Raw genomic sequence first — 24,062 nt, 5'->3', positions numbered from 1 at the left:
GTCGCGGGTCCTGGAGCCGGGTGGCGCGGCCTTGATCGGGCCGGACCAGGACATGGTCGTCGATTCCCGGTGCACCCGGTCTCAGAGCTCGATGATCGTGACGGCCTGCGAGATCACTTCGATCTTCCGGTCGCCTTCCCAGAGCACCTCGGTGCATGCATGATCTCCGTCGCTACCGACTCTCACGAGCGCGACCTCGCCGAGCCCCCAGTTGATGGACTCGGGGGAGCCGGTCATCTGCTCGGTCAGGCCGCCCTCGAGGAGCAGGCGATGCACGCCGTCCAGCTCGATCCTCACCTGACGCTCGTGGTCGGTCCCGCTGGCAGCGCCCACAGGAACGACGAACGCGAGGTCCACGCTGTACCCGAAGTTTCGCGTGGTCAGCGCAGTGAGAATGGCCTCCTCGAGATGTGTCATCGATTCCAGCCGGGCCGTCGCCTCGTCTACCCCGTTCACTTGGATACCACTCCGATCTGGTGAGTCTGGCCTGGACTGGCGACGTTCCCGAACTCGTCAAGATAGTTTCCGAACCCGTTGCGTGCGCGAACGTCCCAGGCGCCGTCCCTGCGCATGACGCGAACCTCTTCTCCGTTGCTGTTACGGAAGAGGTAACCCTTCTTGTTCTTGGCGAGCTCCTGTGTGAACCCGTCGCGCTTGAGGGTGTCGCGGATGCTGATGATCGGCTTCCCGCGGATCGAGCCGTCCGCAAAGAGGTCCTTCATGCCCTTGGAGGCATTCTTGATCCCCTTCGGGATCTTGCTGTGGTTGTTGTGGACGAGTACGGGTGTGTCGCCGGCGTGGACGTAGTAGTTGAGGTTGTTCTCGACGTGGAAGTTGTACACGGTGACGATGTCCGCGAGGTCTCGTTCCTCCACGTCCACTGTCTCGATCGCGGCGGTACCGTCGGGAGTGATCAGCACGTCTCCCGGGCGGAGGTTGCCGGCCAGCTGCCAGCCGCGGCCTTCGACCATGAACGGGTGCTCCGGGGTCGTGGAGATCACACCGGTGCGCAGGGTCAGGTGGCGCAGGGCCAAGGTCTGTCGGACGAAGGTCTCGGCGACCAGCTGCAGCTCGTCCAGTCCGGTGACGAGGTTGCGGGTCCAGACCTTGTCCCCGACGGCGATGTCCTCGATCGGCTTGGTGCCGTCGGCGGTCAGGACCGGGGTCCCGGCGACGAAGCAGGCCCCGAAGCCGAACTTGCACCACCCGTTCTTCATGCCCTGCTTGACCGCGCCCTTGCTGATGCCCTTCGCCAGACCCATAGCGGCCTTGGCAGCACCACCGAGTCCGATGAGGGAGAGTGCGGCACCGGCGATGGCCAGCCCTGCTTCGGCCCAGGAGCGTTCACCCGTGGCCGCGAGCGTGATGTTCGCGACCGCACTGACTATGGCGGCGACCGCCGCGATCACGAGCAGCACACCGGCGAGGGCGGTGCCGACCACGGGGATGAACGCGACGATGATCGCGAGGATGCCCGCGATGGTGGAGATCATGTCGGCGATGTCGGCGATCGCGGCGACGAGCTTGGACCCCCAGTCGTCCCACCACCCATCGTTGAGATCATCCGAAGAAGTGATCTCCTCGATCCGGTCGATCGCATGCTCGGCGGCGCGGTTCCGGTCCGAGACTGCGGAGTCGATGGTCGACTTCGCGGACGAGATGATCCCGGCGGCTTGGTCGGCCTCGCCGTCGGCCTGGCGGGCTTTCTGCTCGTACTCCGCTTTCTCTGTCTCATCCTTCGCACTGTCGGCCAGGTCCTGCCACCGGTCCTTCGACCCCGACGCGGCCTGCACCTGGTCCTGCGCATCCCGGGCCTGGTCCAACGCGGTGAGCGTCTCCGACTGGACGCGTTCCAGGGAGGACGCGTACCCGACCAGCGCTTCCCCGGCGGCGAGGTATCGGCCGTGGGCCTTGCGGATCTCGCCGATGGTGTCTTCCTTGCGCTCCATCAACGCATCCACGGCCTGCGAGACGGTGCCTGCGACATCCAACCGCGACATGGCGGAAGCGGCGTTGTCGATCGAGGACGCGACCTCCAGATACTCCTGCCCGCCCGAGAGCACCAGCACCGGATCACCCGGCGTCGGATCAGCATCCAACCCCACCGGCGACCAGTCAGACGGCCTCATACGGGGGTGTTCCCCGACGTCGGCGCCGGCGCCGACCCCTCACCCGAGACTCCGTCGGCCAGCTGCTTGTCGATGTCCGAGAACGCCTCTGCCACCTGCGTCGACGCCTCCGCCAGCGTCCGCAGGTTCTCCGTCATCTTTTCCCGCGTGTCGTCCCACTTGTGCGCGAAGTCCCGCACGACCCCTGCCAGTCCCTCGTGCCCGACGGCACCAGCGATCCGGTCACTGTTCGCATTCGCGTTCTCGAACTCGTTCGCCACCGTCGTCAGGCTCGAACCCAGCTCTCGAACCGCATCCAGATCCATTTTCAGGTCAACCATCGGCCCGCCCCTTCCATCCGTCCATGGCCCGCACAGGCCCCCGTCCTACCCCTGCTGAGCAGCGAGAATACTGGGCGGGACGCGCGCACACCATGGATATAAGTACCCATGGACCGTTCCCCGAGACCATCTGCGGTCGCCACGCACTAGACTCGTCGGCGCGCCGTGAGGCGCTCCCCACGTCGTCGTCCCGCCCGCCAGGGCGCCCGGCGTCGGGACCCCATCTTCCGTACGAAAGGAACGCTCAGTGCTCCGCACCCACACGGCCGGCTCACTACGGGCCGAGCACATCGGCCAGACCGTCACCCTCACGGGCTGGGTCGATCGCCGCCGTGACCACGGGGGAGTGGCGTTCATCGACCTGCGTGACGCGTCGGGCATCGCCCAGGTGGTCATCCGGGACGAGGAGATCGCCCACCCGCTGCGCGCGGAGTACGTGCTGCAGGTGACCGGTGAGGTCGGCCGTCGCCCCGAGGGCAACGCCAACCCCAACCTCGCCACGGGCGAGATCGAGGTCGTCGCCACCGAGGTCATCACCCTGAACGAGTCGGCCCCTCTGCCGTTCCAGGTGTCCACCGCGCTCGCGGACACCGAGGTCATCGGCGAGGAGGCGCGTCTCAAGCACCGCTACCTCGACCTGCGCCGTCCGGCGCCCGCCGCCGCGCTCCGCCTGCGGTCGAAGGCCAACCAGGCCGCGCGCCGCGTGCTGGACGAGCAGGAGTTCGTCGAGATCGAGACGCCGACGCTCACCCGGTCCACTCCCGAGGGCGCCCGCGACTTCCTGGTCCCGGCCCGCCTGGCGCCCGGCTCCTGGTACGCCCTGCCCCAGTCGCCGCAGCTGTTCAAGCAGCTGCTCATGGTCAGCGGCATGGAGCGCTACTACCAGATCGCCCGCTGCTACCGCGACGAGGACTTCCGCGCGGACCGTCAGCCGGAGTTCACGCAGCTCGACGTCGAGATGAGCTTCGTGGACCAGGACGACGTCATCGCCCTGGGCGAGCAGATCCTCAAGGCCCTGTGGGCGCTGATCGACGTCGAGATCCCGACCCCGATCCAGCGCATGACGTTCCACGAGGCCATGCGCCTCTACGGCTCCGACAAGCCCGACCTGCGCTTCGGCAACCCGATCGTCGAGCTGACGGACTTTTTCAAGGACACGCCGTTCCGCGTGTTCCAGGCGGAGTACGTGGGCGCCGTCGTGATGAAGGGCGGCGCGTCGCAGCCCCGCCGCCAGTTCGACGCATGGCAGGAGTGGGCCAAGCAGCGCGGCGCGCGTGGCCTCGCGTACGTGACGTTCTCGGAGGAGGGCGAGCTCGGCGGCCCGGTCGCCAAGAACCTGTCCGACGACGAGCGCGCGAACCTCGCCAAGGTCACCGGCGCGGAGCCGGGTGACGCGGTGTTCTTCGCCGCGGGCAAGACCTCCGACTCCCGCGCGCTGCTCGGTGCGGCGCGCGTCGAGATCGCGCGGAAGCTCGGACAGATCGACAGTCCTGAATCACCTGACGCCTGGGCGTTCGTGTGGATCGTCGACGCGCCCCTGTTCAAGCCGGCGGGCGAGGACGACGACGTCGACCTCGGCTCGTCCGCCTGGACGGCCGTGCACCACGCGTTCACGTCGCCCACCCCCGAGTGGATCGACACGTTCGAGCAGGCACCGGGCGACGCCCTGGCCTACGCCTACGACATCGTGTGCAACGGCAACGAGATCGGTGGCGGCTCGATCCGTATCCACCGCCGTGACGTGCAGGAGCGCGTCTTCGAGGTGATGGGGATCGGCCAGGAGGAGGCGCAGGAGAAGTTCGGCTTCCTGCTCGACGCCTTCGCCTTCGGCGCCCCGCCGCACGGCGGCATCGCGTTCGGCTGGGACCGCATCGTGGCGCTGCTGACGAAGTCGGCCTCGATCCGCGACGTCATCGCGTTCCCGAAGTCGGGCGGCGGGTTCGACCCGCTGACCGCGGCGCCCGCGCCGATCACGCCGGAGCAGCGCAAGGAGGCCGGTGTCGACTTCAAGCCCGAGGCCGCCGTGCCCGTGGCGGCCACCACGGCGTGACCCGGCTGGGTCGGCACGGGCTCGACCACGTCTTCCACACCGTCCGGACGGACTTCCTCGAGGTCGCGCGGTCGTGGACCGACAGCACGGCGCCTGACGACGCTGGCGCGGCCGCCGTCCTCGAGCTCGTCGACCCGACGGGCGAGCGACCCGGACGGGTCGTCACGGCGGTCGGCGAGCCCGTACGGGTGGCCGCGCTGCTCGGCACCGTGACGCCCCGGGACACGGTGCGCGGCGTGGCCGTCACCCGCGGTACCGGGGCCCTGGCCGGGGACATCCTCTCCGGCTGGGGCCTCGGACCGGCCACCACGTGGGACCGGATGGTCACCGAGACCGCACCGGAGGTGCCCGACGTCGACGGCGTCGTCGTGGCGCGGCTCGACCTGGACCGCGACGCCGACGAGATGGCGGAGACGCTCGCTGAGGCCAACCCGGACACGCGGCGCGGCCTGCGCGGCCCGCACGCGCGCCGCGCGCGCTGGTACGGGGTCCGGACGACGGCCGAGAGGGCAGGTCGCCCGGCGGGCGTGCTCGTCGCGGTCGGCTCGGCCACGCCCGTTCCGGGCGGCGCCGTCCACCTCGGCTCGATCGGGACTCTGCCGGCGTTCCGCGGGCGCGGGTACGCCGGCGCCCTGACAGCGCGCATGACGGCGGACGGTGTCGCCGAGTGCGGGCTGGCGACGCTCGGGTTGTACGACGACAACCACGCCGCGCGCCGCGTCTACGAGCGGCTCGGCTTCGTGCTCGCGCACGAGGTGGAGACGTGGTACCCCGTCTGACCCGCGTGTTTCCCGGGCGCGCCCACGTTTTCACTGGTTAGGTGGAGCCGGGGCGCCGGTCCCGGCGCCCCGGGACTCAGACCTGGAAGGACGCCTCATGACCGAGAACGCCGGCGGCACACCACGCGATCCTCAGCGGGATCCGGAGACGCCGCCCACGCAGCCGGTGCCCGAGTCGTTCGGAGCGGAGCCGGCCCCGGCGGATCCCGGCCGCAGCGAGACCTTCGAGCAGGGCGCGACCCAACCCTATGGACAGGCCGGCGCGGATGCGCCGTACGGGCAGGCGGGTACGCCGTACGAGCAGCAGGGCGGGGCAGCGGGATATGGCGCGGGATATGGCCAGCCGGCGGCGCCCGCCGTCACCCAGTACGGGTACGCGGCGACGCCGCCGAAGAACGACCTGGCCGTCTGGTCGCTGGTCACCGGAATCCTCAGCTACGTGACGTGCCCGCTCCTGCTCGGCATCGCGGCGATCGTGACCGGAACCATGGGTCGCCGGGCCGCGGACGACGGTCTCGCGAACAACCGTGGCATGGCGACCGCGGGCCTGATCCTGGGCTGGATCAACGTGGCGCTGGCGATCCTCGGCGTCGTGTTCTTCATCTTCGTGCTGGGAGCCGGGCTGCTGTCCGGCGGTATCAGCCAGTGGAGCTACATGAACGACTGATGAACCTCCGGCGGCCTCCCGCACGGGTAGCCCTCCCCATCCGATTCACGTGCCGTACAGGCCCTCCGACCTGTAGGTTTGGCACCTCTCCGCCGGTTCAGCCCCGGCATGACGCAAGCAGAAAGGCAGCACGATGACCCAGCCCGACGGCGGCCAGTCGCCGTACGACCCGCCGCAGCAGCCGCAGCAGCCCGACCAGGGCCAGCCAGGTGCGGCTCCGGGGGAGCCGGCGCCGTACCAGCAGACGCCGTATCCGCAGGCGCCGCAGGGTCCGGTCTACGCGCAGGGCGGCCAGCCCGGGGCCTACGGTGCCGCGCCGCTGCCGAAGAACAGCCTCGGTGTGTGGTCGCTCGTGCTGGGCATCCTGTCGATCCTGGGCTGCGGTCTCTTCACCGGTATCGCCGCCATCATCACCGGTTCGAAGAGCCGTCGGGCGCAGCGAGAGGGCCAGGCCGACAACGGCGGCATGGGCCTGGCCGGCCTGATCATGGGCTGGATCGGCACGGTGCTGATCACCCTGGGCTGGGCCGCGTACCTCGTGTTCATCGGTTTCCTGGTCAACTCGCCGGAATTCCAGAACGACTTCGAGCAGGAGCTCGAGCAGCAGTACGAGCAGGAGTTCGACCAGGGTCTCGAGGAGCAGGGCGTCGACCCGTCGATCGACCCCGAGCTCCAGGACGCGCTCGACCAGCTCGAGCAGCTCGAGAACGGCTAGTCCAGCCTCCGCGATCGTCCAGCAGGTCCCGGTCAGCCCGTCACGCCCGAGGCGTACCTCACCCGGCGTGTGACGGGCTGATCTGCACGTTCACGTACGGCGCCGCCCGGCGCAGCCGAGCACGGAAGGCAGCACGATGACCCAGTCCGACGGGTGGAAGTCCCCGTACGACCCGCCCCAGCAGGACACCCCGGGGCCGGTCCCCGACCCGGCTGCCGGGTCCCCGGTCCCGGGCCAGGCCGCGGTGCCGCCCCCTTACGGGCAGCCCTACCCGGACCTGCAGCAGCCCGTTCCGCAGCAGCCCTACCAGCAGGGGCCGTACCAGCCGTACCAGCAGCCGTACCAGCAGGGGCCCGCCTACCATCCCGGGCAGCCGCAGCCGCCGCACTACGGAGCGCCCTACGGGTACGCGGCTCCGCCCGAGAAGAACGCGCTCGGCGTGTGGTCACTCGTGCTCGGGATCCTCAGCATCGTCATGTTGTTCAGCTGCCTCGTCGGGTTCCTGGCGGCCATCCCCGCCGTCATCACGGGGCACATGAGCCGCAAGGCGCAGAAGGAGGGTCTGGCGGACAACGGGGGTCTGGCCCTCGGTGGCCTCATCACGGGCTGGGTGACGATCGGGCTGACCGCTCTCGTGGTCATCGGCGCCGCGATCGTGTTCAGCATCCCGGAGTTCCGCGAGGGCTTCTTCGGCGACTCGAGCTCCTACTCGGAGTACTGAGCTCGGGACCGCTGAGCCCGGGCCATGCCGCCGGCGTCACACCTGGACGGCTGCGACGTAGCCGTCGGGGCGGACGAGCAGGGCGGTGGCGCCGCCGTCGGCCCGGCGGGTCAGGACGCGCTCGGCGGGGTCGACCTCGCCGAGCGTGGCGGGCAGGTCGGGCGTCGGCGCGCCCGCCGGCGCGACCAGGACGAACCGGCCTTGGCGCAGCGCCTCGGCGAGGCGTGAGCCGCCCTCCAGCGGCAGGTCGCGCGCCCGTGTGCCGACCAGCGGGTGTGCCCCGCGGGGCCGCGGGTAGGCGATGCCGAGCGCGGAGACGAAGCCCGCCGCCCGGCGCCGGACCGGCGCCGCCCGCGACACGATGCCGACGCCGATGGCGCTCGCGACCTTGGCGACCGGTCCCCGGCTGGTCGCCGCCCGCAGGATCCCGCCGCTGGCGCGTAGGACCTGCCGGCCGACGGGGTGCCGCTCGGCCTCGTAGGAGTCGAGGACTGCGGCGCCGGAGCCGGCAGGCAGCCGGAGTGCCGCGGCGAGCTTCCAGCCGAGGTTCGCGGCGTCCTGCATGCCCGTGTTCATGCCGAGCCCGCCCGCCGGGCTGTGCACGTGCGCGGCGTCTCCGGCGAGGAGGACCCGGCCCTTGCGGTAGGTGGGCGCCTGGCGCTCGTCGGAGTGGAACCGGGACAGGAAGCGGGGCTCGGTCATGCCGTAGTCGTCGCCCAGGGTGGCACGCGCGATGGAGCGCACCTCGTCGAGGTCGACCGGTTCGTCCTCGCTCACGTCGCGGTTCCCGTGCCAGCCGATGAACCGGTACCAGCCGTCGCCGAACGGGGCGATGAAGCCGAGCGACTCGTCCGCCGTCGCGACGGTGAGGGTGTCTGCGGGCTCGCGGGCCAGCCGGACGTCGGCCAGGACCATCGACCGGATGACCGCCTGGCCCGGGAACGGGATACCGACGGCGCTCCGCACCGTGGACCGGGCGCCGTCCGTGCCGACCAGGTACCTCGCGCGCAGGCCGGGGCCGTCGGCGGTCGTGACCGTGACGCCCTCGTCGTCCTGCGCCGGGGCCACGACCTCGCTGTCGTAGCGAAGCTCGGCGCCCGCCTCCTGGGCCCGGCGGCGTAGCAGCCTCTCCACCTCGTACTGGGGCACGACCAGCACGTACGGGTACCGGGAGGGCAGGTCCTCGAGGCTGATCGTGAGGCGCTGGAAGAGCCGGATGCTCCGGACCGGCTGCCCGGTGGCGACCAGCTCGTCCGCGAGGCCGCGTGCGTCGAGCACCTCGAGGCTGCGGGCGTGCACGACGAACGCGCGGGTGAGGTTGCTCAGCCGGGCCGGGCGCTTCTCCAGCACGGTGACCCGAGTACCGGCGGTGGCGAGGTCCCCCGCGAGCAGGAGGCCGGTGGGCCCTGCTCCGACGACGACGACGTCCGTGTCCATGGTGTCCTCCCCGATGCTTGGCCAACGGTTGTTTGCCAACGCTTGTTGACCACCCTAGCGAGAGTCGGGCGCGGAGGTCAACGGGTGTTGGCCTACAGTTGTAGGCATGACAGGCCCCGAGACTCCTCGCCGTCGTTCCGACGTGACCCGCACCGCGATCCTGGAGGCGGCCCGGGAGCGTTTCGCGTCCGACGGCTACGACCGCGCGACCGTGCGGGCCATCGCCCGGGACGCCGGGATCGACCCCTCCATGGTCATGCGCTACTACGGTTCCAAGGAAGGACTGTTCGCCGCGGTGATCGACGTCGAGCTCGACTTCCCGGACCTCGGCGAGCTCGACCCGGACCGGCTGGGCGTCGTCCTGGTCACGCACTTCCTCGAGCTGTGGGAGCGCGACACCGTTCTGCGCACCCTGCTCCGGGTGGGGGTGACGAACGAGTCCGGTTCCGACCGCCTGCGTCAGGTGTTCGCCACCCAGCTCGTACCGGCGGCCCGGGCGTTCGTCCCCGACCCGGCCGACGCCGAACGGCGTGCCGCGCTCGTGGCGTCACAGGTGCTGGGCATGGCGCTGGTGCGGTACGTGCTGAAGTTCGGCCCTGCCGCGGACATGTCCAGAGCGGATGTGATCGCCTGGCTGGCGCCGACCGTGCAGCGGTACATCACCGCGGAGGCGCCCTGACCGGCGGTGCCGAGGGCGCGACTCAGCCGGCCCGTGGCCACACGACGGTGAACCGGGCGCCGCCGTCGGGCGACTCGCCGACGGCGACCCGACCGCCCCTGCGGCGGACGAGCTCGGCGACCAGCGCCAGGCCGAGCCCGGCGCCACCGGAGGCGCGGGCGCGGTCGTCCGAGACCCGGTAGAAGCGGTCGAAGATCTTCGACCGGTGCTCCGGCCGGACGCCGAGCCCGTCGTCGTCGACCAGCACGCGCACGGTGGAGCGGCTCGCGAGCACCGAGACCACCACCCGGGTGCGCGTGTACCGGCAGGCGTTGCGCAGCAGGTTGTCGAGGACCAGCTCGATCTCGGTGTGCGCGGCGGCGGCCCAGGCCCGTCCGGTCATGGCGTTGACCACGATCGGCACGGGCTGCTCCCCGGCGCGGTCCACCGCGGCGCGCACCTCGCCGACCAGGTCGACGGAATCCGCCGGGGGCAGCTCGCCGGCGTCCGAGCGCGCCAGCGCCAGCAGCCCGTCGAGCAGCGCGGACAGCCGCTCGGCCTCCGTCAGGACGTCCGCATGCACCTCCTGCGACAGCTCGGGGTCGGGATTGGCCGCCGCGACCTCCGACAGCACGCGGATCGACGCCACGGGGGACCGCAGCTCGTGCGCGGCGTCACCGGTGAACCGCCGCAGCCGTTCCGCGGTGGCGTCCTGCTGGTCCAGGAGGGCGTTGAAGTCGTCAGCCAGGGCGCGCAGCTCGCCGGCCGCGGCGTCGGGCACCTCGATGCGGGCGCCGGGTGCGAGACGGCGGACGGACCGGCGCATCCGGGCGACCGGGCGCAGCGCCGACCCGACGGCGAACCAGATCGCCACCCCGGCCACCACCGTGCCGACGAGGGCGGTGACCAGCAGCCAGCGGCTGCCCGAGGCCTCGGCGGCGTCCTGTCCCACGAGCCCGGTCCCGACGGCCACGAGCCGCTGGCTCCCGTCGGGGGCCGTGACGACCGCGCCGTGCCAGCGAACCGACCCCCGGCCGCCCGTGGTGGCCGGGGTACCGGCCTTCAGCGTGCGGACCTCCGCGCGCGTCAGGGCGGGTGGTGGGCCGTCGTCGACGGGGCCGCCCGCGGTGTCGAGGACCCGCACCTCCAGACCGTCGGGGGAGACCGGCGCATCACCGGCGGCGACCGCGCGGGTCGCGCCGCCCAGCGCCTCCTGGAGCTCGTCGTCCACGGCGTCCGTCAGCAGCGGCCCGAGGCCCCTCCCGGCGACCGTCGCCAGACCGAGCAGGCAGGCCAGCGTGACGGCGGTGGCGAGGGCGGTGATCCGCAGGCGCAGCGACATGCCCGTGCGACGCCCGCCCGCCGGCGCACGCACTAGCGGGGTTCCCCGAGCTGGTACCCGCGGCCCCGCACGGTCCGCACCAGGTCGCCGCCACCGGCGGCGGACAGCTTGCGCCGCAGGTAGCCGATGTACACCTCCACCACGTTCCTGGTCGCCGCCCACTCGTCGCCCCACACCTCGTGCAGCAGCTCCTCCTTCGTCCGCACGGTCCCGGCCCGCACGGCCAGCGCCTCGAGCAGTGCGTACTCGCGAGGGCTCAGCGGGACGTCGGCGTCGTCGTACCGTGCGGTGCGTGCCTGCCGGTCCATGGTCAGCGGCCCGAGCCGGATCAGGTCCCGGGCCGTCGACGCCGCCGCGCGGCGCAGGGTCGCACGCAGCTGGGCGAGCAGCACCACGAACGAGAACGGCTTGACCACGTAGCCGTCGGCGCCGAGGTCCAGGCCGTCCGCCTGGTCCACCTCGCCGTCCTTCGCCGACACGAGCAGCACCGGTGTCGCGATCCCGTCGGCCCGCAGCTGCTCGAGCACGCGGTACCCGGACAGGCCGGGAATCATGATGTCGAGGAGTATCGCGTCGAACGAGCCGCTGCGCGCCAGCCGCAGGGCGGACGGCCCGTCGGCGGCGACCGTCACGTCCATCCCCTCGGCGCGCAGCCCACGATCGAGCGCCTTGCGCACGCCTGGCTCGTCGTCGACCACGAGTATCTGCGGCCTCATGCCTGCCAGCATGCCGTACGCGGCGCCCTCCTGGAGCATCCTGGAACGGCTCCCTGAGGAAGGTCTCAGCCGGTAGGGGGCATCGTTGACGGTGTCGGTACACGATCCGGTACACGATCCGGTACAGGACTCGGTACAGGATGCGGCAGAGCACGCCGGTCGAAGAGCGAAGGAGCTGTACATGGGTCCGAGGACAAGAGCACTGGTCGCCGCGGGATCAGGGATTACCGTCGGGATAGCCGGTCTGGCGCTGAGCTCGCTGCCCGCCGGAGCGGACGACGACCCGGTGCTGCCCGCGATCGGTGCGGAGGAGCTGGTCGCCTCGACGCTGGCCGCCCGGGCGCCCGCCTTCGCCGGCGTGGCCGAGCTGCAGAACGAGCTCGGGCTGCCCGCCGTGCCGGGGACGGAGGCGCTCGACTTCGAGAAGGTGCGGGTGTTCCACGACGGCGAGGAGAGCGCCCGGGTCCAGGTCGAACGGCAGGCCTCCGAGCTGACGTTCGTCAAGAACGCGGACGAGGCGTGGGCCTACGACTCCCAGGAGCGCACCGCCAAGGCCCTCACGTGGGACGAGGACGACGCGGAAGCGGCACGGGGGCACGCCGAGGCGGGGATGGCGGACCCGTCGCAGTCGGCGGCGGAGATCATCGAGCAGCTCCGCCCGACGAGCGACATCGCCGTGGACGGCACGGCGAGCGTCGCAGGCCGCGCCGCCTACGAGCTGGTGCTGACGCCGAAGCCGTCGGAGAAGACGCTGCTGCGGGAGATCACCGTGGCGATCGACGAGGAGACGCGGGTTCCGCTGCGGTTCGACGTGTTCGCCAACGGCACGTCCGACCCTGTCCTGTCGCTCGGCTTCGTCGAGCTCGAGATCGGTGCGCAGGACGCGGACCTGTTCGAGTTCACGCCGCCGGACGGCGCAAAGGTCGAGACCACCGAGGCAGACGACGCGGTGCGGACGCTCGAGGACACCGAGGACGCGGGCGTCGGCCAGCGCATGACGACGGTGGGCACCGGCTGGGACACCGTGGTGGTCGGGGAGGCCCCGGTCGAGGGCTCCGTCGGGGACTCCGGTGGGGACGCCGGTGAGCGCGGCGAGGACCTCGACGGGCTCCTGCAGCAGATCGGTACGCCGGTGACCGGCGAGTTCGGCTCCGGCACCTATGTCCGGATCGCCGTCGGTGGCGCCGTCGTCACCGAGGACGGCCGGATCGCGGCCGGTGCGGTACCGCGGCAGGTGCTCGTCGACGCCCTCGACGGCACGGTCCGCCAGTGACCACAGCGCGCGCCGGAGGGGCGGTACCGGAGGCCAGGAACGGCTCCGGTACCGCCCTGGCGGCCCGTACCAGGGGGTTGCGCAAGGTCTACCGCGGCACGGTCGCCGTGGACGGTGTGGACCTGGAGGTCCCGGAGGGCGCGGTGGTCGGGATGCTCGGGCCGAACGGCTCGGGCAAGACGACGACCATCCGGATGCTGCTCGGCCTGGTGCAGCCGACGGAGGGCGAGATCGAGCTGCTGGGCGTACCCGTGCCGGAGGCCGCCGACCGGGTGCTCCCGCACGTCGGGGCGCTGGTGGAGGGGCCGGGCTTCCACCCGTTCCTGTCCGGTCGGGAGAACCTGCTGCGGTTCGCCGCCGCGGAGCCGCTGCTGGCCGGCGGGGAGCTGGACGGCGCCGTGTCGGCGGCGCTGGAGCGGGTGGGCCTCGCGGGCGCCGCCCGGAAGAAGTACCGCGCGTACTCGCTCGGCATGAAGCAGCGGCTGGGGCTCGCCTCGGCGCTGCTCGCGCCGCGCAGGCTCGTCGTGCTGGACGAGCCGACGAACGGTCTCGACCCGGCCGGCACGCAGGAGGTCCGCCGGATCATCGCCGAGCTGCACGACCGGGGTGTGACGGTGCTCGTGTCCTCCCATCTCCTGGCGGAGGTCGAGGCCACCTGCACCCACGTGGTGGTGCTGAACCAGGGCGTCATCGTGGCGCAGGGTGCCCTGGACGACCTGCTGGAGTCCGGCAGCCCGACGCTGCTCGTGTCCACGCCCGACGGGGCAGCCGCCGTGGAGACCCTGCGGGACCACCGGATCCCCGCACGGCTCGCACCGGACGGCATCCGCGTGGACATCACGACGACCGCTCCGGCGGCGGTCATCGAGACGCTGGTCCGTGCCGGCGCACGCGTGGACGAGGCCAGGCGGGAGCGCACCGGTCTGGAGGAGGCCTTCGCGCGGCTGACGCACGATGTCGGCGACCTGGTCGGCGAGCTGGAGGCCGAGGAGCCGGAGGTCGTGCGATGACAGCTCTACCCGACGTCCTACCCGACGTCCCGCCCGCAGAGCTGCCTGCCCGCCGGCGCGCTCCGCTCTGGCGCCTCCTGCGCGCCGAGGTGCGCTGGATCTTCCGGCGTCCGCGGACGCTGGTCGTGCTCGCCCTGCTCGCCGTGCTCCCCGTGATCACGGGAGTGGCCGTCGACCTGACGCTGAACGGCGGCGGTGCGCCGGTCGACACGGGGCCGCCGGGAGCGGGTCCGGGCGCGTCCGACGGCGGCCCACCGATCTTCGTGACCATGGCGGCCAGCGCCTTCGTGCTGCCGCTCGGTTCGCTCATGACGCTGCTGATGCTCATGCTGCCGCTGACGGTGGCCATGGCGAGCGGCGACGCGCTGGCCGGCGAGCAGTCCCACGGCACGCTGCGTGGCTGGCTGCTCGCCCCCGTGTCCCGTGGCCGGCTGCTGCTGGTCAAGTCGGCGGGCGTGCTCGTCGTCGCGCTGGTCGCGTCCGGGCTGGTCGTCGCGTCAGGAATGGTGACGGGGCTGGTCCTCACGGGGACGGACGGGCTGGTGTCGATGTCCGGCACCGAGCTGTCGATGGGCGACGTGCTGTGGCGGCTGGGCGTTGCCGTCGCCTGGGCGACGTTCTACCTGATGGCGATCGGCGCGGTCGCCCTGGCGATCTCGGCGTTCACCGAGCACCCGATGGTGGTCGTGGTGGGCGTGCTCGGCGGGCTCATCGTCTCCGTCGTGCTGATGCAGATCTCGGCACTGGACTGGCTCCACCCCTACCTGCTGCCGTCGTCACTGACCAGCATGGTCGACCTGATCCGCGACCCGGTGTCGTTCGACGGGCTGGCCGAGGGCGCGTTCCGGGCCGGGTGCTACCTCGTGATCGGCATGTCGCTGGCCTACGCCCGCATCACGACCAAGGACGGTTGAGCCGTCGCGCGGGGCCGCCGGCCCCGCGCGACCACCCGTGCGAGTTCGGCTTCCTAAACGTTTAGTGCCGTGTCCTGCGGCGATACGTCGTCCTACGTTTCCTGTGACCGCGCCGCTGACGTCGCACGAGACGGAGACCACGACATGACCATCGATGCTCCCGGCCCCACCGAGGCCGTCAGGCCCTCCGCACCACGCACCGCGGCACAGGCCGCCCCGCAGCCCCCGGCACGAGACGCCGAACCGGCCCCGGCCACCGGCTACCGCGGCTGGTGGGCGTTCGCGGGTCGGGCCGCTCCCGTGCTCGGCTGGATCGTCACGCTGGCGGTCGCCGCGAACCTCGCCCAGGGCGCGTACGGCCAGCTCACCGAGTCCGAACGGTCCGTCGGCATGTTCGAGGCCATCGGCTACCCGGCGTCCGCCGTCTTCCTGATCGGGGTGCTCCAGGGCGTGGCGGTGGTGCTCTACCTCGTGCCGTGGACGGCGTTCCTCGGCGGACTGCTCCTGACCGCCTACCTGGGCGGCGCCGTGGCCGCGCACATCCGGCTGGAGGACTCGGTGTCGCACACGCTCATGCCCGTCCTGTACGCCGTCGCGATCTGGGCGGCGCTGTTCCTGCGCAGCGAGCGCATCCGCGGAGCCGTCCTGACCGGACGCTGATCCTGCCGGGGCGCGCCGTGAGCCACGGCGACGGAGCCGGCAATCACGTTGCGCCCCGGAAAGGGTCCGTGTCAGGCTGGTCTCGCTCCTGCGGGTGTGCCGCGCGTGTGAGGGAGCTACTCGAAGGACTGTGATGACAGACATCTCCCGGTACGAGACCACCTCGCGCTGACGTCTGCCCTGCCGCACCATCCGCTGCGGCACCCCGGCGTCGGCATCAGCCACCACCCGGGAGTCCTTCCATGTTGTCCAACCCCTCCGTCGTGCTGCACGACGTCACCTTCGCCTGGCCCGACGGCGCCGTCGCGCTCGACCACGTCTCCGGCTCGTTCGGCCGCGGCCGCACCGGCCTGACCGGCCTCAACGGCGCGGGCAAGTCGACCCTGCTGCGCCTGGTCGCCGGCCTGCTCACGCCGACGTCGGGCAAGGTCACGCTGAGCGGGACCGCCGACTACCTGCCGCAACGGATCACCCTCGACGCCTCTCCCCACGAGATTCCGTCGCTCCGCTCCGGGATCTCGCGAGGACCCCGAGGCCACGCGACCGTCGCCGACCTGCTCGGCATCGCGCCGGTCGTGCGGGCGCTGCGCGCCATCGAGTCGGGGGACGTCGACCCCGCGCACTTCGACGTCGTCGGCGACGACTGGGACGTCGAGGAGCGCGCGGTGGCCCTGCTCTCCGCCACCGGCCTGCCCACGGGGCTCGACCGCTCGGTCGCGACGCTGTCCGGCGGCGAGACGATGCTCACCGCGATCACCGGCGTGCGGCTGCGCCAGTCGAACGGGAGCGCCTCGGTCGCCCTGCTCGACGAGCCGACCAACAACCTCGACGGCGATGCCCGCGAGCGCCTCTACGAGCTGGTGCGGGGCTGGCGGGGCGCGCTCGTCGTCGTCTCGCACGACCTGGCGCTGCTGGAGCTGATGGACGAGACGGCGGAGCTGCGTGCGGGCACGCTGACCACGTTCGGTGGCCCGTACTCGGAGTACCGGGAATGGCTCGAGGTGCAGCAGGAGGCGGCCGAGCAGACGCTGCGCTCGGCGGAGCAGACGCTGCGCCGGGAGAAGCGGCAGCGGATCGAGGCCGAGGAGCGGATCGCGCACAGCGAGCGCAAGGGCCGCAAGGACGCCGCGAACAGCAAGTACGTCAAGGCGGTGATCAACGACCGCCGCAACAGCGCGGAGAAGTCGCAGGGCTCACGCCGGGGGATGCTGGACGACAAGGTCGAGGCCGCGCGGGCGGCGGTCGACCAGGCGGAGCGTGCGGTGCGTGACGACGACCGGATCTCCGTGGACCTGCCCGACCCGAGGGTGCCCGCCGGGCGGCGGCTGGCGGTGCTGCGCGGCGCGGACGGCCGGGAGATCGTGGTCCAGGGTCCGGAACGGATCGCGCTGACGGGCCCGAACGGCGTCGGCAAGACCACCCTCCTGGAACGCCTGCTGTCCACCCACCACCCCACCTCCCCGTTGAGTGCTGGATATGTGCGCGACGAAACCGATTCCGCTCCACAGATAGCCAGCACTCAACCGGGTGGGGCATCGGGCGAGCTGCTGACCGAGCGCACCGCCTATCTGCCGCAGCGGATGGACGTGCTGCCGGACGACTCCCCGGTGCTGGAGGCTGTGCGGGCCGGTGCGCCGCACGTGCCGCCGGGGGAGCTGCGCAATCGGCTGGCGCGCTTCCTGGTGCGTGGGGCCGCGGTGGACCGGCCGGTCGCGACGCTGTCGGGCGGTGAGCGGTTCCGGGTGGCGCTGGCCAGGCTGCTCCTGGCTGACCCGCCGGCACAGCTGCTGGTGCTGGACGAGCCGACGAACAACCTCGACATCGCGAGCACCGACCAGCTCGTCGCCGCCCTGGCGGCGTACCGAGGCGCGCTGCTCGTGGTGAGCCACGACAAGGCGTTCCTGGACCGACTGGATCTGGACGCGGAGATCCGGCTGGACGCGGATGGGAACCTGACGGAGGCGCGGCGGTAGCGGGGTTCGGATGGGTACGGGATTGCCCTGATGTGCCAAATTTCACCCGGTTGTACGGTCGCGGTGCTTCTCTGACCGACAACTTCGGGAGACGACGATGAAGACACACCCGAGGCGCCTCGGCGTGCTCAGCGCGCTCACGGCGGTGCTCCTCGCCACCGGTGGCGCGGCCGGCGCCGCCGCCACCAGTGGCACCGCCCTCGACACCGCCGCCGGCGCCGGCGGCCCGGCCGCGACCTCTCAGGCCGAGGCTGCCAAGATGCCCGGCGCGCCCTACCTGTTCCTGGGGTGGGGCGACCCGCAGGACGCGACCTCCGTGATGAGCGAGACCGGTGTCTCGGCGTTCACGATGGCTTTCATGCTGTCCTCCGGCGGCTGCACCCCCGTGTGGGACGGCCAGCGGCCCCTGACCGGGGGCGTCGACCAGCAGACGATCGACGCGATCAAGGCCGCCGGCGGGCAGGTGCAGATCTCGTTCGGCGGGTACTCCGGAAACAAGCTGGGGCCGAACTGCTCCAGCCCGGAGGCGCTCGCGGGCGCGGTGCAGGAGGTGATCGACGCGCATGGCCCCGACGCCGTCGACTTCGACATCGAGAACACCGACGAGTACGAGGACTATGCGGTGCAGGACCGGATCCTGCAGGCGATCGCCATCGTCAAGCAGAACAACGCGGACGTACGGACCGTCGTGACGATCCCGACCGCGACGAGCGGCCCGGCCGGCCCGGGGTCTCGTCTCATCACGCGGGCCGCCGAGCTGGGCACGCCGATCGACAACTACACGATCATGACGTTCGACTTCGGCGGTTCCGACATGGTCGCCGACACGATCAGCGCCGCGCAGGGTTTGAAGGACCAGCTCAAGGCAGCGAACGGCTGGACGGACGCCGAGGCGTACGCCCACTCGGGGATCTCGGGCATGAACGGGCTCTCGGACATGCACGAGACCACGACGCCCGCGCAGTGGGCCGAGATCCGGGACTGGGCGAGCGCTCAGGGCGTCTCCCGGTTCGCGTACTGGGCGGTCAACCGCGACCGGCCCTGCCCGGGTGGCGGCGTGACGTCGAACTGCAGCGGCATCGACCAGGGCAACCTCGAGTTCACCCGCATCACCGCGGGCTTCTGAACCACCCCCTCTGGTTGTGGGCGTGATGGTTACGAGGGTTCGTCCGTCGTAGGCGCAACGATCACGCCCACAACCAGGAAGGGCGCGTGCTGTGGTCGCTGTACGGGGAAGCCCTGATGTGGCAGGGCTCCGCGAGCCGTACGTTCTCCTCAACTTACAGGCCTGAAAGTTGAGGGAGGACGACCATGCAAGCACGTCTACGGCGCCGTGTACTCGGTGGCCTCGCAGTTCTGTCCATGGCACTCGTCACCGCGCTGGCGGTCGGGGGCGGTGCGGTTCCCGCGCAGGCCGCCACGGGAACCATCACCGGCTACGGCGGCAAGTGCGTCGACGTCGCCGCGGCGAACACCGCGAACGGCACGCAGGTCCAGCTGTACGGCTGCAACGGCACGAACGCCCAGAGCTGGGACGTGCGGAGCGACGGCACCGTCCGCGCCCTGGGCAAGTGCCTCGACGCGGCGGGCGGCAGCTCTGCCAACGGCACCCGCGTGCAGCTCTGGGACTGCAACGGCACCGCGGCACAGCGCTGGACCGCGGGCGCGGACAGCACGCTCCGGGCACTCGGCAAGTGTCTCGACGCGACCGGGCCGAGCTCGGCCGACGGCACACCCCTGCAGCTGTGGGACTGCACCGCCGGGGCCGCCAACCAGCGCTGGACTCTCCCGTCCGGCGGGAGCAACCCGGGCAACCCGGCGAAGATGCCGGCCGCTCCCTACCTCTACCTGGGCTGGGGCAACCCGCCGAGCGCCACGTCGGTCATGAGCCAGACGGGCGTGCGGGCGTTCACCATGGCGTTCATCCTGTCCTCGGGCGGCTGCAACCCCGCCTGGGACGGCAGCCGCCCGCTCACCGGCGGCGTCGACCAGCAGACCATCAACGCGATCAAGGCAGCAGGCGGCCAGGTGCAGATCTCGTTCGGCGGCTGGTCCGGCAACAAGCTCGGCCCGAACTGCTCGACGCCCGCCGCGTACGCGGGTGCTGTGCAGCAGGTCATCAACGCCCACCAGCCGCACGTCGTCGACTTCGACATCGAGAACGCCGACGAGTTCGAGAACACAGCCGTCCAGGACCGGATCCTGCGGGGCCTGATCATCGTCAAGCAGAACAACCCGAACGTGAAGATCGCCGTCACGATCGGCACCGGCCGCAGCGGCCCGGAGGGTGCGGGCACCCGGCTCATCAACCGGGCCGCCGAGCTGGGCGTCCCCATCGACAACTACACGATCATGCCGTTCAACTTCGGTTCCTCGAACATCGCGCAGGACACGATCAACGCGTCCGAGGGCCTGAAGAACCAGCTCAAGGCGGCCAACGGCTGGTCGGACGCCCAGGCGTACGCGCACATGGGCATCTCCGGCATGAACGGCAGCTCCGACCAGGGTGAGGTCACCACCACGGCCGCCTGGACCCAGATCCGCGACTACGCACGGAACAACGGGCTGACGCGGCTGGCGTTCTGGTCCGTCAACCGTGACCAGCCCGGGTTCGAGTTCACGCGCATCACGGCGGGATTCTGATGCGCACCGGACGGCACCGTGCGGCCGGTGCACTGATCGCAGTGGCGGCAGCCGCCGGCCTGCTCCTGTCGACGGCGGGGGTGGCCAGCGGCACGGTGGGCGCCACGCGCGGGACGGCCACCGCCGTCGGGCAGCAGGCCCTGCCCGGCAGCGGGGCGGGCGCTGTGCCCGCCGAGGTGCCCGCCGAGGTGCTCGCCGACGTGCCCACGACGTTCACCCACCCCGGGGTGCACGTCAGCCGGTCCCAGCTCGACTTCGTCCGGCAGCGGGTGCAGGCCGGCGCCCAGCCGTGGCGGCGGGCGTACGACTCGATGATGGCCAGCCGGTACGCGTCGCTGTCGTACACGGCGCACCCGAGGGCCGTCGTCGAGTGCGGGTCGTACTCCAACCCGAACAACGGGTGCACCGACGAGCGCGAGGACGCGATAGCGGCCTACACCCACGCCCTGGCCTGGTCGGTGACCGGCGACTCGCGGTACGCGCAGAAGTCGATATCGATCATGAACGCGTGGTCGCAGGTGATCCGGGACCACACCAACTCCAACGCGCCGCTGCAGACGGCGTGGGCAGGTTCGGTGTGGCCCCGGGCCGCCGAGATCATCCGGTACACCGGTGCCGGATGGGCGGCGTCCGAGGTCGACCGGTTCGAGACGATGCTGCGCACCGTCTACCTGCCGGAGGTGATCAACGGGTCCCGCAGCAACGGCAACTGGGAGCTGTCGATGATGGAGGCCGCCATCGGCATCGCCGTCTTCCTCGACGACCGGAACGCGTACGCCTCCGCCCGCCAGCGGTTCCTCGTGCGGGTGCCCGCGTTCATCTACCTGACGTCCGACGGCGCGGTCCCGCGCACCGTGCCCGGAACCGGCCGGGACACACCTGACCAGATCTTCGCGTTCTGGCACGACCAGCGCACACTGGTCAACGGCCTCTCGCAGGAGACCTGCCGGGACTTCACGCACACCGGCTACGGCATCGCGGCGATCTCGCACGTGGCGGAGACCGCTGCTATCCAGGGTGACGATCTGTACCCGCAGGTGGGGGAGCGGCTACGGCATGCGCTCGGGTTCCACTCGGCCTACCAGCGCGGCACCGCTGTGCCGTCGTGGCTCTGCGGCGGGTCGGTCCACCTGGGGCTCGGGCCGGTCACCGAGGTCGGGTTCAACGCGCTGCACAACCGGCAGGGCTTCGCCATGACGAACACCCAGGCCCTCACCGAGTCCATGCGGCCGCAAGGTACGAACAACCTGTTCGTCGCGTGGGAGACGCTCACCCACGCCGACAACCCGAACGTGCTCGGCTGACGAGCCGGCTCCACTTCGAGGTCGAGGTTTCTCCGCTCTGAAGCGTTTCAGAGCGGAGAAACCTTGACCTCGAAAGGGCGCGAGTACCGGGTGTGCATCGTGTAGTCCTTCTCCGGACCCTGAACTCGCCAGGTCAGCTCCCACGACCGGGGCGGGCCGGGCGGGAGGGTCACGCCACCTTGGTAGAGGTCGCGGCCGCACAGGTGCTCGACGGCGCCGCCCGTCCACGGGTGGAAGTCGCGGCCGTCCTCGAACGTCACGCGCCAGCCGGACGAGGCGGCTGCGACACCCGGCTCGTCCCGGACCAGGAACAGCGTGCGGGTCACCGGCGTGGTCCCGGCGGACCAGGTGAGGGTGCCGTTCTCGGCCCACCGGATCCGGCCGTCGTCCTCGGAGCGGAACGTGGCCTCGCCCCGCGCGGTGTACGCGGAGCCGTCGCGGTGGTCCCGGACCTCCCGCCGGAAGTCCCAGGTGCCGACGAGGCGGAGCGGATCCACGGACCGATCCTACGGCGACGGTATGGGGAAGGATGTCCCCATGACCTCGATCGATCAGACCACCCGCTCCGCGGAGCTGGACCCGGCCAACCCCTTTGCCGCCCCGTCGACGCTCCCGTACGAGCTGCCCGACTTCACGGCGATCCGCGAGGAGCACTACGAGCCCGCGATCGTCGAGGGCATGGCCGTCCACCGCGCGGAGGTCGAGGCGATCGCGACGAACCCGGAACCGGCGACCGTCGAGAACACCCTCGAGCCGCTCGAGCGGGCGGGGCGGCTGCTCGACCGCGCGGTCACGGCGTTCTACAGCCTGCTGCCCGCGAATTCGACGCCGGGCCTGGAGGACATCCAGGAGCGGATCGCACCACAGCTCGCGGCCCACCAGGACGCCATCCTGATGGACGCACGCCTCTTCGCGCGCGTGAGGTCCCTGGCCGACGCCGCCGGGACTCTCGCGCTCGAGCCGCACACCGCGTACCTGCTCGAGAAGCTCATGACGCGGTTCAAGCGGTCCGGCATCGAGCTGTCCGAGACCGACCAGGAGCGGCTGCGCGAGCTCAACTCCCGCATCACGACCCTGCAGGCGAGCTTCGGGCGCAAGCTCCTCGCGGGCGCCAACGAGGCGAGCGTGCTCGTGACCGACGAGGCGGAGCTCGCCGGGCTGTCCGCGGACGCCAAGGCCGGGGCGCGCGCCGCCGCCGAGGCACGCGGGCAGGACGGCTGGCTCCTGGAGATGCAGCTCTTCACCCACCAGAACGTGCTGGCATCCCTCGCCGACGCCGGCCTCCGGGCGCGGGTCCAGGAGGCCTCCATGGCGCGCGGCGCCACGGGTGGCGAGACCGACACGCGCGAGGTGCTGCTGGAGCTGGCCCGGCTGCGGGCCGAGCACGCGCAGCTGCTCGGCTACGAGCACCACGCCGCCTACATCGCGGCGGACGCGACGGCGGGAACCACGGCCGCCGTCAACGAGATGCTCGCCCGGCTCGCGCCCGCCGCCGTCGCCAACGCGCGCCGCGAGGCGAGCGAGCTCGCGAAGGTGAGCGGGTCGGCGTCGGGCAGCGTGGCCGCCGCCGACTGGTCCTACCTCAGCGAGGCCGTGCGCAAGGAGCGGTTCAACCTGGACGACGCCGCGCTGCGCCCCTACCTCGAGCTCGAGCGGGTGGTGCACGACGGCGTGTTCAAGGCCGCGAACCTCCTGTTCGGGCTCTCCTTCACCGAGCGGCACGACCTGCCCCGCTACCACCCGGACGTGCGCGTCTTCGAGGTGTTCGACGCGCCCGAGCCGGGCGAGCCGGACACCGGACTCGGCCTGTTCCTCGCCGACTGGTACACCCGCGAGTCCAAGCGCGGCGGAGCCTGGATGAACAGCCTGGTGGACCAGAACCACCTGCTGAACCAGAAGCCGGTGGTCGTCAACAACCTCAACATCGTCAAGCCGCCCGCCGGCGAGCCCACCCTGCTGGTGTGGGACGAGGTCACGACGCTCTTCCACGAGTTCGGGCACGCGCTGCACGGCCTGCTCAGCGACGTGCGCTACCCGTCGCAGTCCGGCACGTCCGTGCCGCGCGACTTCGTCGAGTACCCCTCTCAGGTCAACGAGATGTGGTCCTGGGAACCGGAGATCCTGCGGTCGTTCGCCGTCCATCACGCCACCGGCGAGCCGATGCCTGCGGAGTGGGTCGACACCATGCTCGCGTCCCGCATCTGGGGCGAGGGCTTCGCGACGACGGAGTACCTCGCCGCCGCGCTGCTCGACCAGGCCTGGCACCAGCTCACGCCGTCGCAGGTGCCGACGTCGGTGGAGGACGTGCTGCCCTTCGAGGCGGCGGCGCTCGCCGCGGCCGGCGTCGACCTCGACGCGGTGCCCCCGCGGTACCGCACGACCTACTTCAACCACATCTTCGGCGGCGGGTACTCGGCCGGGTACTACTCCTACATCTGGTCCGAGGTGCTCGATGCCGACACCGTCGAGTGGTACGCCGAGAACGGCGGGCTGACGCGGGAGAACGGCGAGGCGTTCCGCCGCAAGCTGCTGGCCCGCGGCGGGTCGCAGGACCCGCTGGCCTCGTTCGAGGACCTGCGGGGCCGCCCCGCGGACATCACGCCGCTGCTCGAGCGCCGCGGGCTGGCCTAGTTGTGATGTCCAGGGACGTTGTTCAGTCGGCTGATGGGTGGTTGGTTGCCGATCGCTGAGTGGGTGCGGTGGTGGTTGTAGAAGTGAAGCCAGCCCGGTAGTTCGGTGCGGCGTTCGGCC

22 protein-coding genes and 1 pseudogene are annotated in these 24,062 nt (G+C 71.5%); 15 read left to right on the top strand and 8 right to left on the bottom strand.

The genetic code is table 11. The features are described from left to right. Positions 1-81: 81 nt before the first annotated feature. From LUU90_RS00115 to LUU90_RS00105, 3 genes are all read right to left on the bottom strand, one after another. Positions 82-357: a hypothetical protein gene (locus tag LUU90_RS00115; RefSeq protein WP_275001158.1), complete on the bottom strand. Its 276-nt coding sequence runs from the start codon at positions 355-357 to the stop codon at positions 82-84. A gap of 95 nt (positions 358-452) precedes the next feature. After that, positions 453-2,129, bottom strand: coding sequence for a polymorphic toxin-type HINT domain-containing protein (locus tag LUU90_RS00110; RefSeq protein ID WP_275001157.1), 1,677 nt, complete (start codon positions 2,127-2,129; stop codon positions 453-455). Continuing rightward, positions 2,126-2,449, bottom strand: coding sequence for a hypothetical protein (locus tag LUU90_RS00105; RefSeq protein WP_275001156.1), 324 nt, complete (start codon positions 2,447-2,449; stop codon positions 2,126-2,128). The genes LUU90_RS00110 and LUU90_RS00105 overlap by 4 nt, the downstream gene beginning before the upstream one ends. A gap of 247 nt (positions 2,450-2,696) precedes the next feature. Between LUU90_RS00105 and aspS the strand changes: the two genes are divergently transcribed. From aspS to LUU90_RS00080, 5 genes are all read left to right on the top strand, one after another. Then, the gene (gene aspS / locus LUU90_RS00100; RefSeq protein ID WP_275001155.1) at positions 2,697-4,499 is read left to right on the top strand and encodes an aspartate--tRNA ligase; all 1,803 of its coding nucleotides are present in this window, start codon (positions 2,697-2,699) and stop codon (positions 4,497-4,499) included. After that, positions 4,496-5,278: a GNAT family N-acetyltransferase gene (locus tag LUU90_RS00095; RefSeq protein ID WP_275001154.1), complete on the top strand. Its 783-nt coding sequence runs from the start codon at positions 4,496-4,498 to the stop codon at positions 5,276-5,278. The genes aspS and LUU90_RS00095 overlap by 4 nt, the downstream gene beginning before the upstream one ends. 97 nt (positions 5,279-5,375) lie before the next feature. Next, positions 5,376-5,945, top strand: a complete 570-nt coding sequence (locus LUU90_RS00090) for a DUF4190 domain-containing protein (RefSeq protein WP_275001153.1) — start codon at positions 5,376-5,378, stop codon at positions 5,943-5,945. Positions 5,946-6,078: 133 nt separating this feature from the next. Then, positions 6,079-6,660, top strand: coding sequence for a DUF4190 domain-containing protein (locus LUU90_RS00085; protein WP_275001152.1), 582 nt, complete (start codon positions 6,079-6,081; stop codon positions 6,658-6,660). 136 nt (positions 6,661-6,796) lie between these two features. Next, positions 6,797-7,381 carry a DUF4190 domain-containing protein gene (locus LUU90_RS00080; protein WP_275001151.1) on the top strand — a complete coding sequence of 195 codons (585 nt, stop codon included), beginning with the start codon at positions 6,797-6,799 and terminating at the stop codon, positions 7,379-7,381. Positions 7,382-7,417: 36 nt separating this feature from the next. Here LUU90_RS00080 and LUU90_RS00075 read toward each other — a convergent pair whose 3' ends face one another. Continuing rightward, positions 7,418-8,818: an FAD-dependent monooxygenase gene (locus LUU90_RS00075; RefSeq protein ID WP_275001150.1), complete on the bottom strand. Its 1,401-nt coding sequence runs from the start codon at positions 8,816-8,818 to the stop codon at positions 7,418-7,420. A 106-nt stretch (positions 8,819-8,924) separates the two neighbouring features. Between LUU90_RS00075 and LUU90_RS00070 the strand changes: the two genes are divergently transcribed. After that, positions 8,925-9,497: a TetR family transcriptional regulator gene (locus tag LUU90_RS00070; RefSeq protein WP_275001149.1), complete on the top strand. Its 573-nt coding sequence runs from the start codon at positions 8,925-8,927 to the stop codon at positions 9,495-9,497. Positions 9,498-9,519: 22 nt separating this feature from the next. On the opposite strand, the gene LUU90_RS00065 is transcribed toward LUU90_RS00070, so the two are convergent. Then, positions 9,520-10,818, bottom strand: coding sequence for a sensor histidine kinase (locus LUU90_RS00065; RefSeq protein ID WP_275001148.1), 1,299 nt, complete (start codon positions 10,816-10,818; stop codon positions 9,520-9,522). Positions 10,819-10,850: 32 nt separating this feature from the next. Continuing rightward, positions 10,851-11,534, bottom strand: coding sequence for a response regulator transcription factor (locus LUU90_RS00060; RefSeq protein ID WP_275001147.1), 684 nt, complete (start codon positions 11,532-11,534; stop codon positions 10,851-10,853). Positions 11,535-11,715: 181 nt separating this feature from the next. Here LUU90_RS00060 and LUU90_RS00055 point away from each other — a divergent pair, with 181 nt between their 5' ends. The 8 genes from LUU90_RS00055 (at position 11,716) to LUU90_RS00020 (ending at position 21,311) form a co-directional block, all read left to right on the top strand. Then, a complete protein-coding gene (locus tag LUU90_RS00055; protein ID WP_275001146.1) occupies positions 11,716-12,807 on the top strand; it encodes a LolA family protein in 1,092 nt (363 codons plus the stop codon). Next, entirely contained in the window at positions 12,804-13,817 is a 1,014-nt protein-coding gene (locus LUU90_RS00050; RefSeq protein ID WP_275001145.1) for an ABC transporter ATP-binding protein, read from the top strand. The genes LUU90_RS00055 and LUU90_RS00050 overlap by 4 nt, the downstream gene beginning before the upstream one ends. Next, entirely contained in the window at positions 13,814-14,731 is a 918-nt protein-coding gene (locus LUU90_RS00045) for an ABC transporter permease (protein WP_275001144.1), read from the top strand. Before LUU90_RS00050 ends, LUU90_RS00045 begins: the two co-directional genes overlap by 4 nt. A gap of 144 nt (positions 14,732-14,875) precedes the next feature. Continuing rightward, positions 14,876-15,391: a DoxX family protein gene (locus LUU90_RS00040; RefSeq protein WP_275001143.1), complete on the top strand. Its 516-nt coding sequence runs from the start codon at positions 14,876-14,878 to the stop codon at positions 15,389-15,391. Positions 15,392-15,633: 242 nt separating this feature from the next. Then, positions 15,634-17,364, top strand: coding sequence for an ABC-F family ATP-binding cassette domain-containing protein (locus tag LUU90_RS00035; RefSeq protein ID WP_275001142.1), 1,731 nt, complete (start codon positions 15,634-15,636; stop codon positions 17,362-17,364). 97 nt (positions 17,365-17,461) lie between these two features. After that, positions 17,462-18,490 (top strand): chitinase, encoded by a 1,029-nt coding sequence (locus LUU90_RS00030; RefSeq protein WP_275001141.1) that lies wholly within the window; start codon positions 17,462-17,464, stop codon positions 18,488-18,490. A 236-nt stretch (positions 18,491-18,726) separates the two neighbouring features. Continuing rightward, on the top strand, positions 18,727-20,007 hold the full coding sequence (locus LUU90_RS00025; protein WP_275001140.1) for a ricin-type beta-trefoil lectin domain protein: 1,281 nt from the start codon (positions 18,727-18,729) through the stop codon (positions 20,005-20,007). Further along, positions 20,007-21,311, top strand: coding sequence for an alginate lyase family protein (locus LUU90_RS00020; protein WP_275001139.1), 1,305 nt, complete (start codon positions 20,007-20,009; stop codon positions 21,309-21,311). Before LUU90_RS00025 ends, LUU90_RS00020 begins: the two co-directional genes overlap by 1 nt. 47 nt (positions 21,312-21,358) lie before the next feature. Here LUU90_RS00020 and LUU90_RS00015 read toward each other — a convergent pair whose 3' ends face one another. Further along, the gene (locus tag LUU90_RS00015; protein ID WP_275001138.1) at positions 21,359-21,808 is read right to left on the bottom strand and encodes a DUF6314 family protein; all 450 of its coding nucleotides are present in this window, start codon (positions 21,806-21,808) and stop codon (positions 21,359-21,361) included. A 40-nt stretch (positions 21,809-21,848) separates the two neighbouring features. On the opposite strand from LUU90_RS00015, the gene LUU90_RS00010 reads away from it, so the two are divergent. Next, entirely contained in the window at positions 21,849-23,942 is a 2,094-nt protein-coding gene (locus LUU90_RS00010) for a M3 family metallopeptidase (protein ID WP_275001137.1), read from the top strand. On the opposite strand, the pseudogene LUU90_RS00005 reads toward LUU90_RS00010, so the two are convergent. Continuing rightward, positions 23,939-24,062 (bottom strand): annotated as a pseudogene (locus LUU90_RS00005) (IS481 family transposase); the annotation flags it as partial. The gene LUU90_RS00010 and the pseudogene LUU90_RS00005 overlap by 4 nt on opposite strands.

The sequence above is a fragment of the Promicromonospora iranensis genome (assembly GCF_028994775.1).
Taxonomy (GTDB): domain Bacteria; phylum Actinomycetota; class Actinomycetes; order Actinomycetales; family Cellulomonadaceae; genus Promicromonospora; species Promicromonospora iranensis_A.
This window is presented reverse-complemented; position numbering and strand designations above follow the sequence as displayed.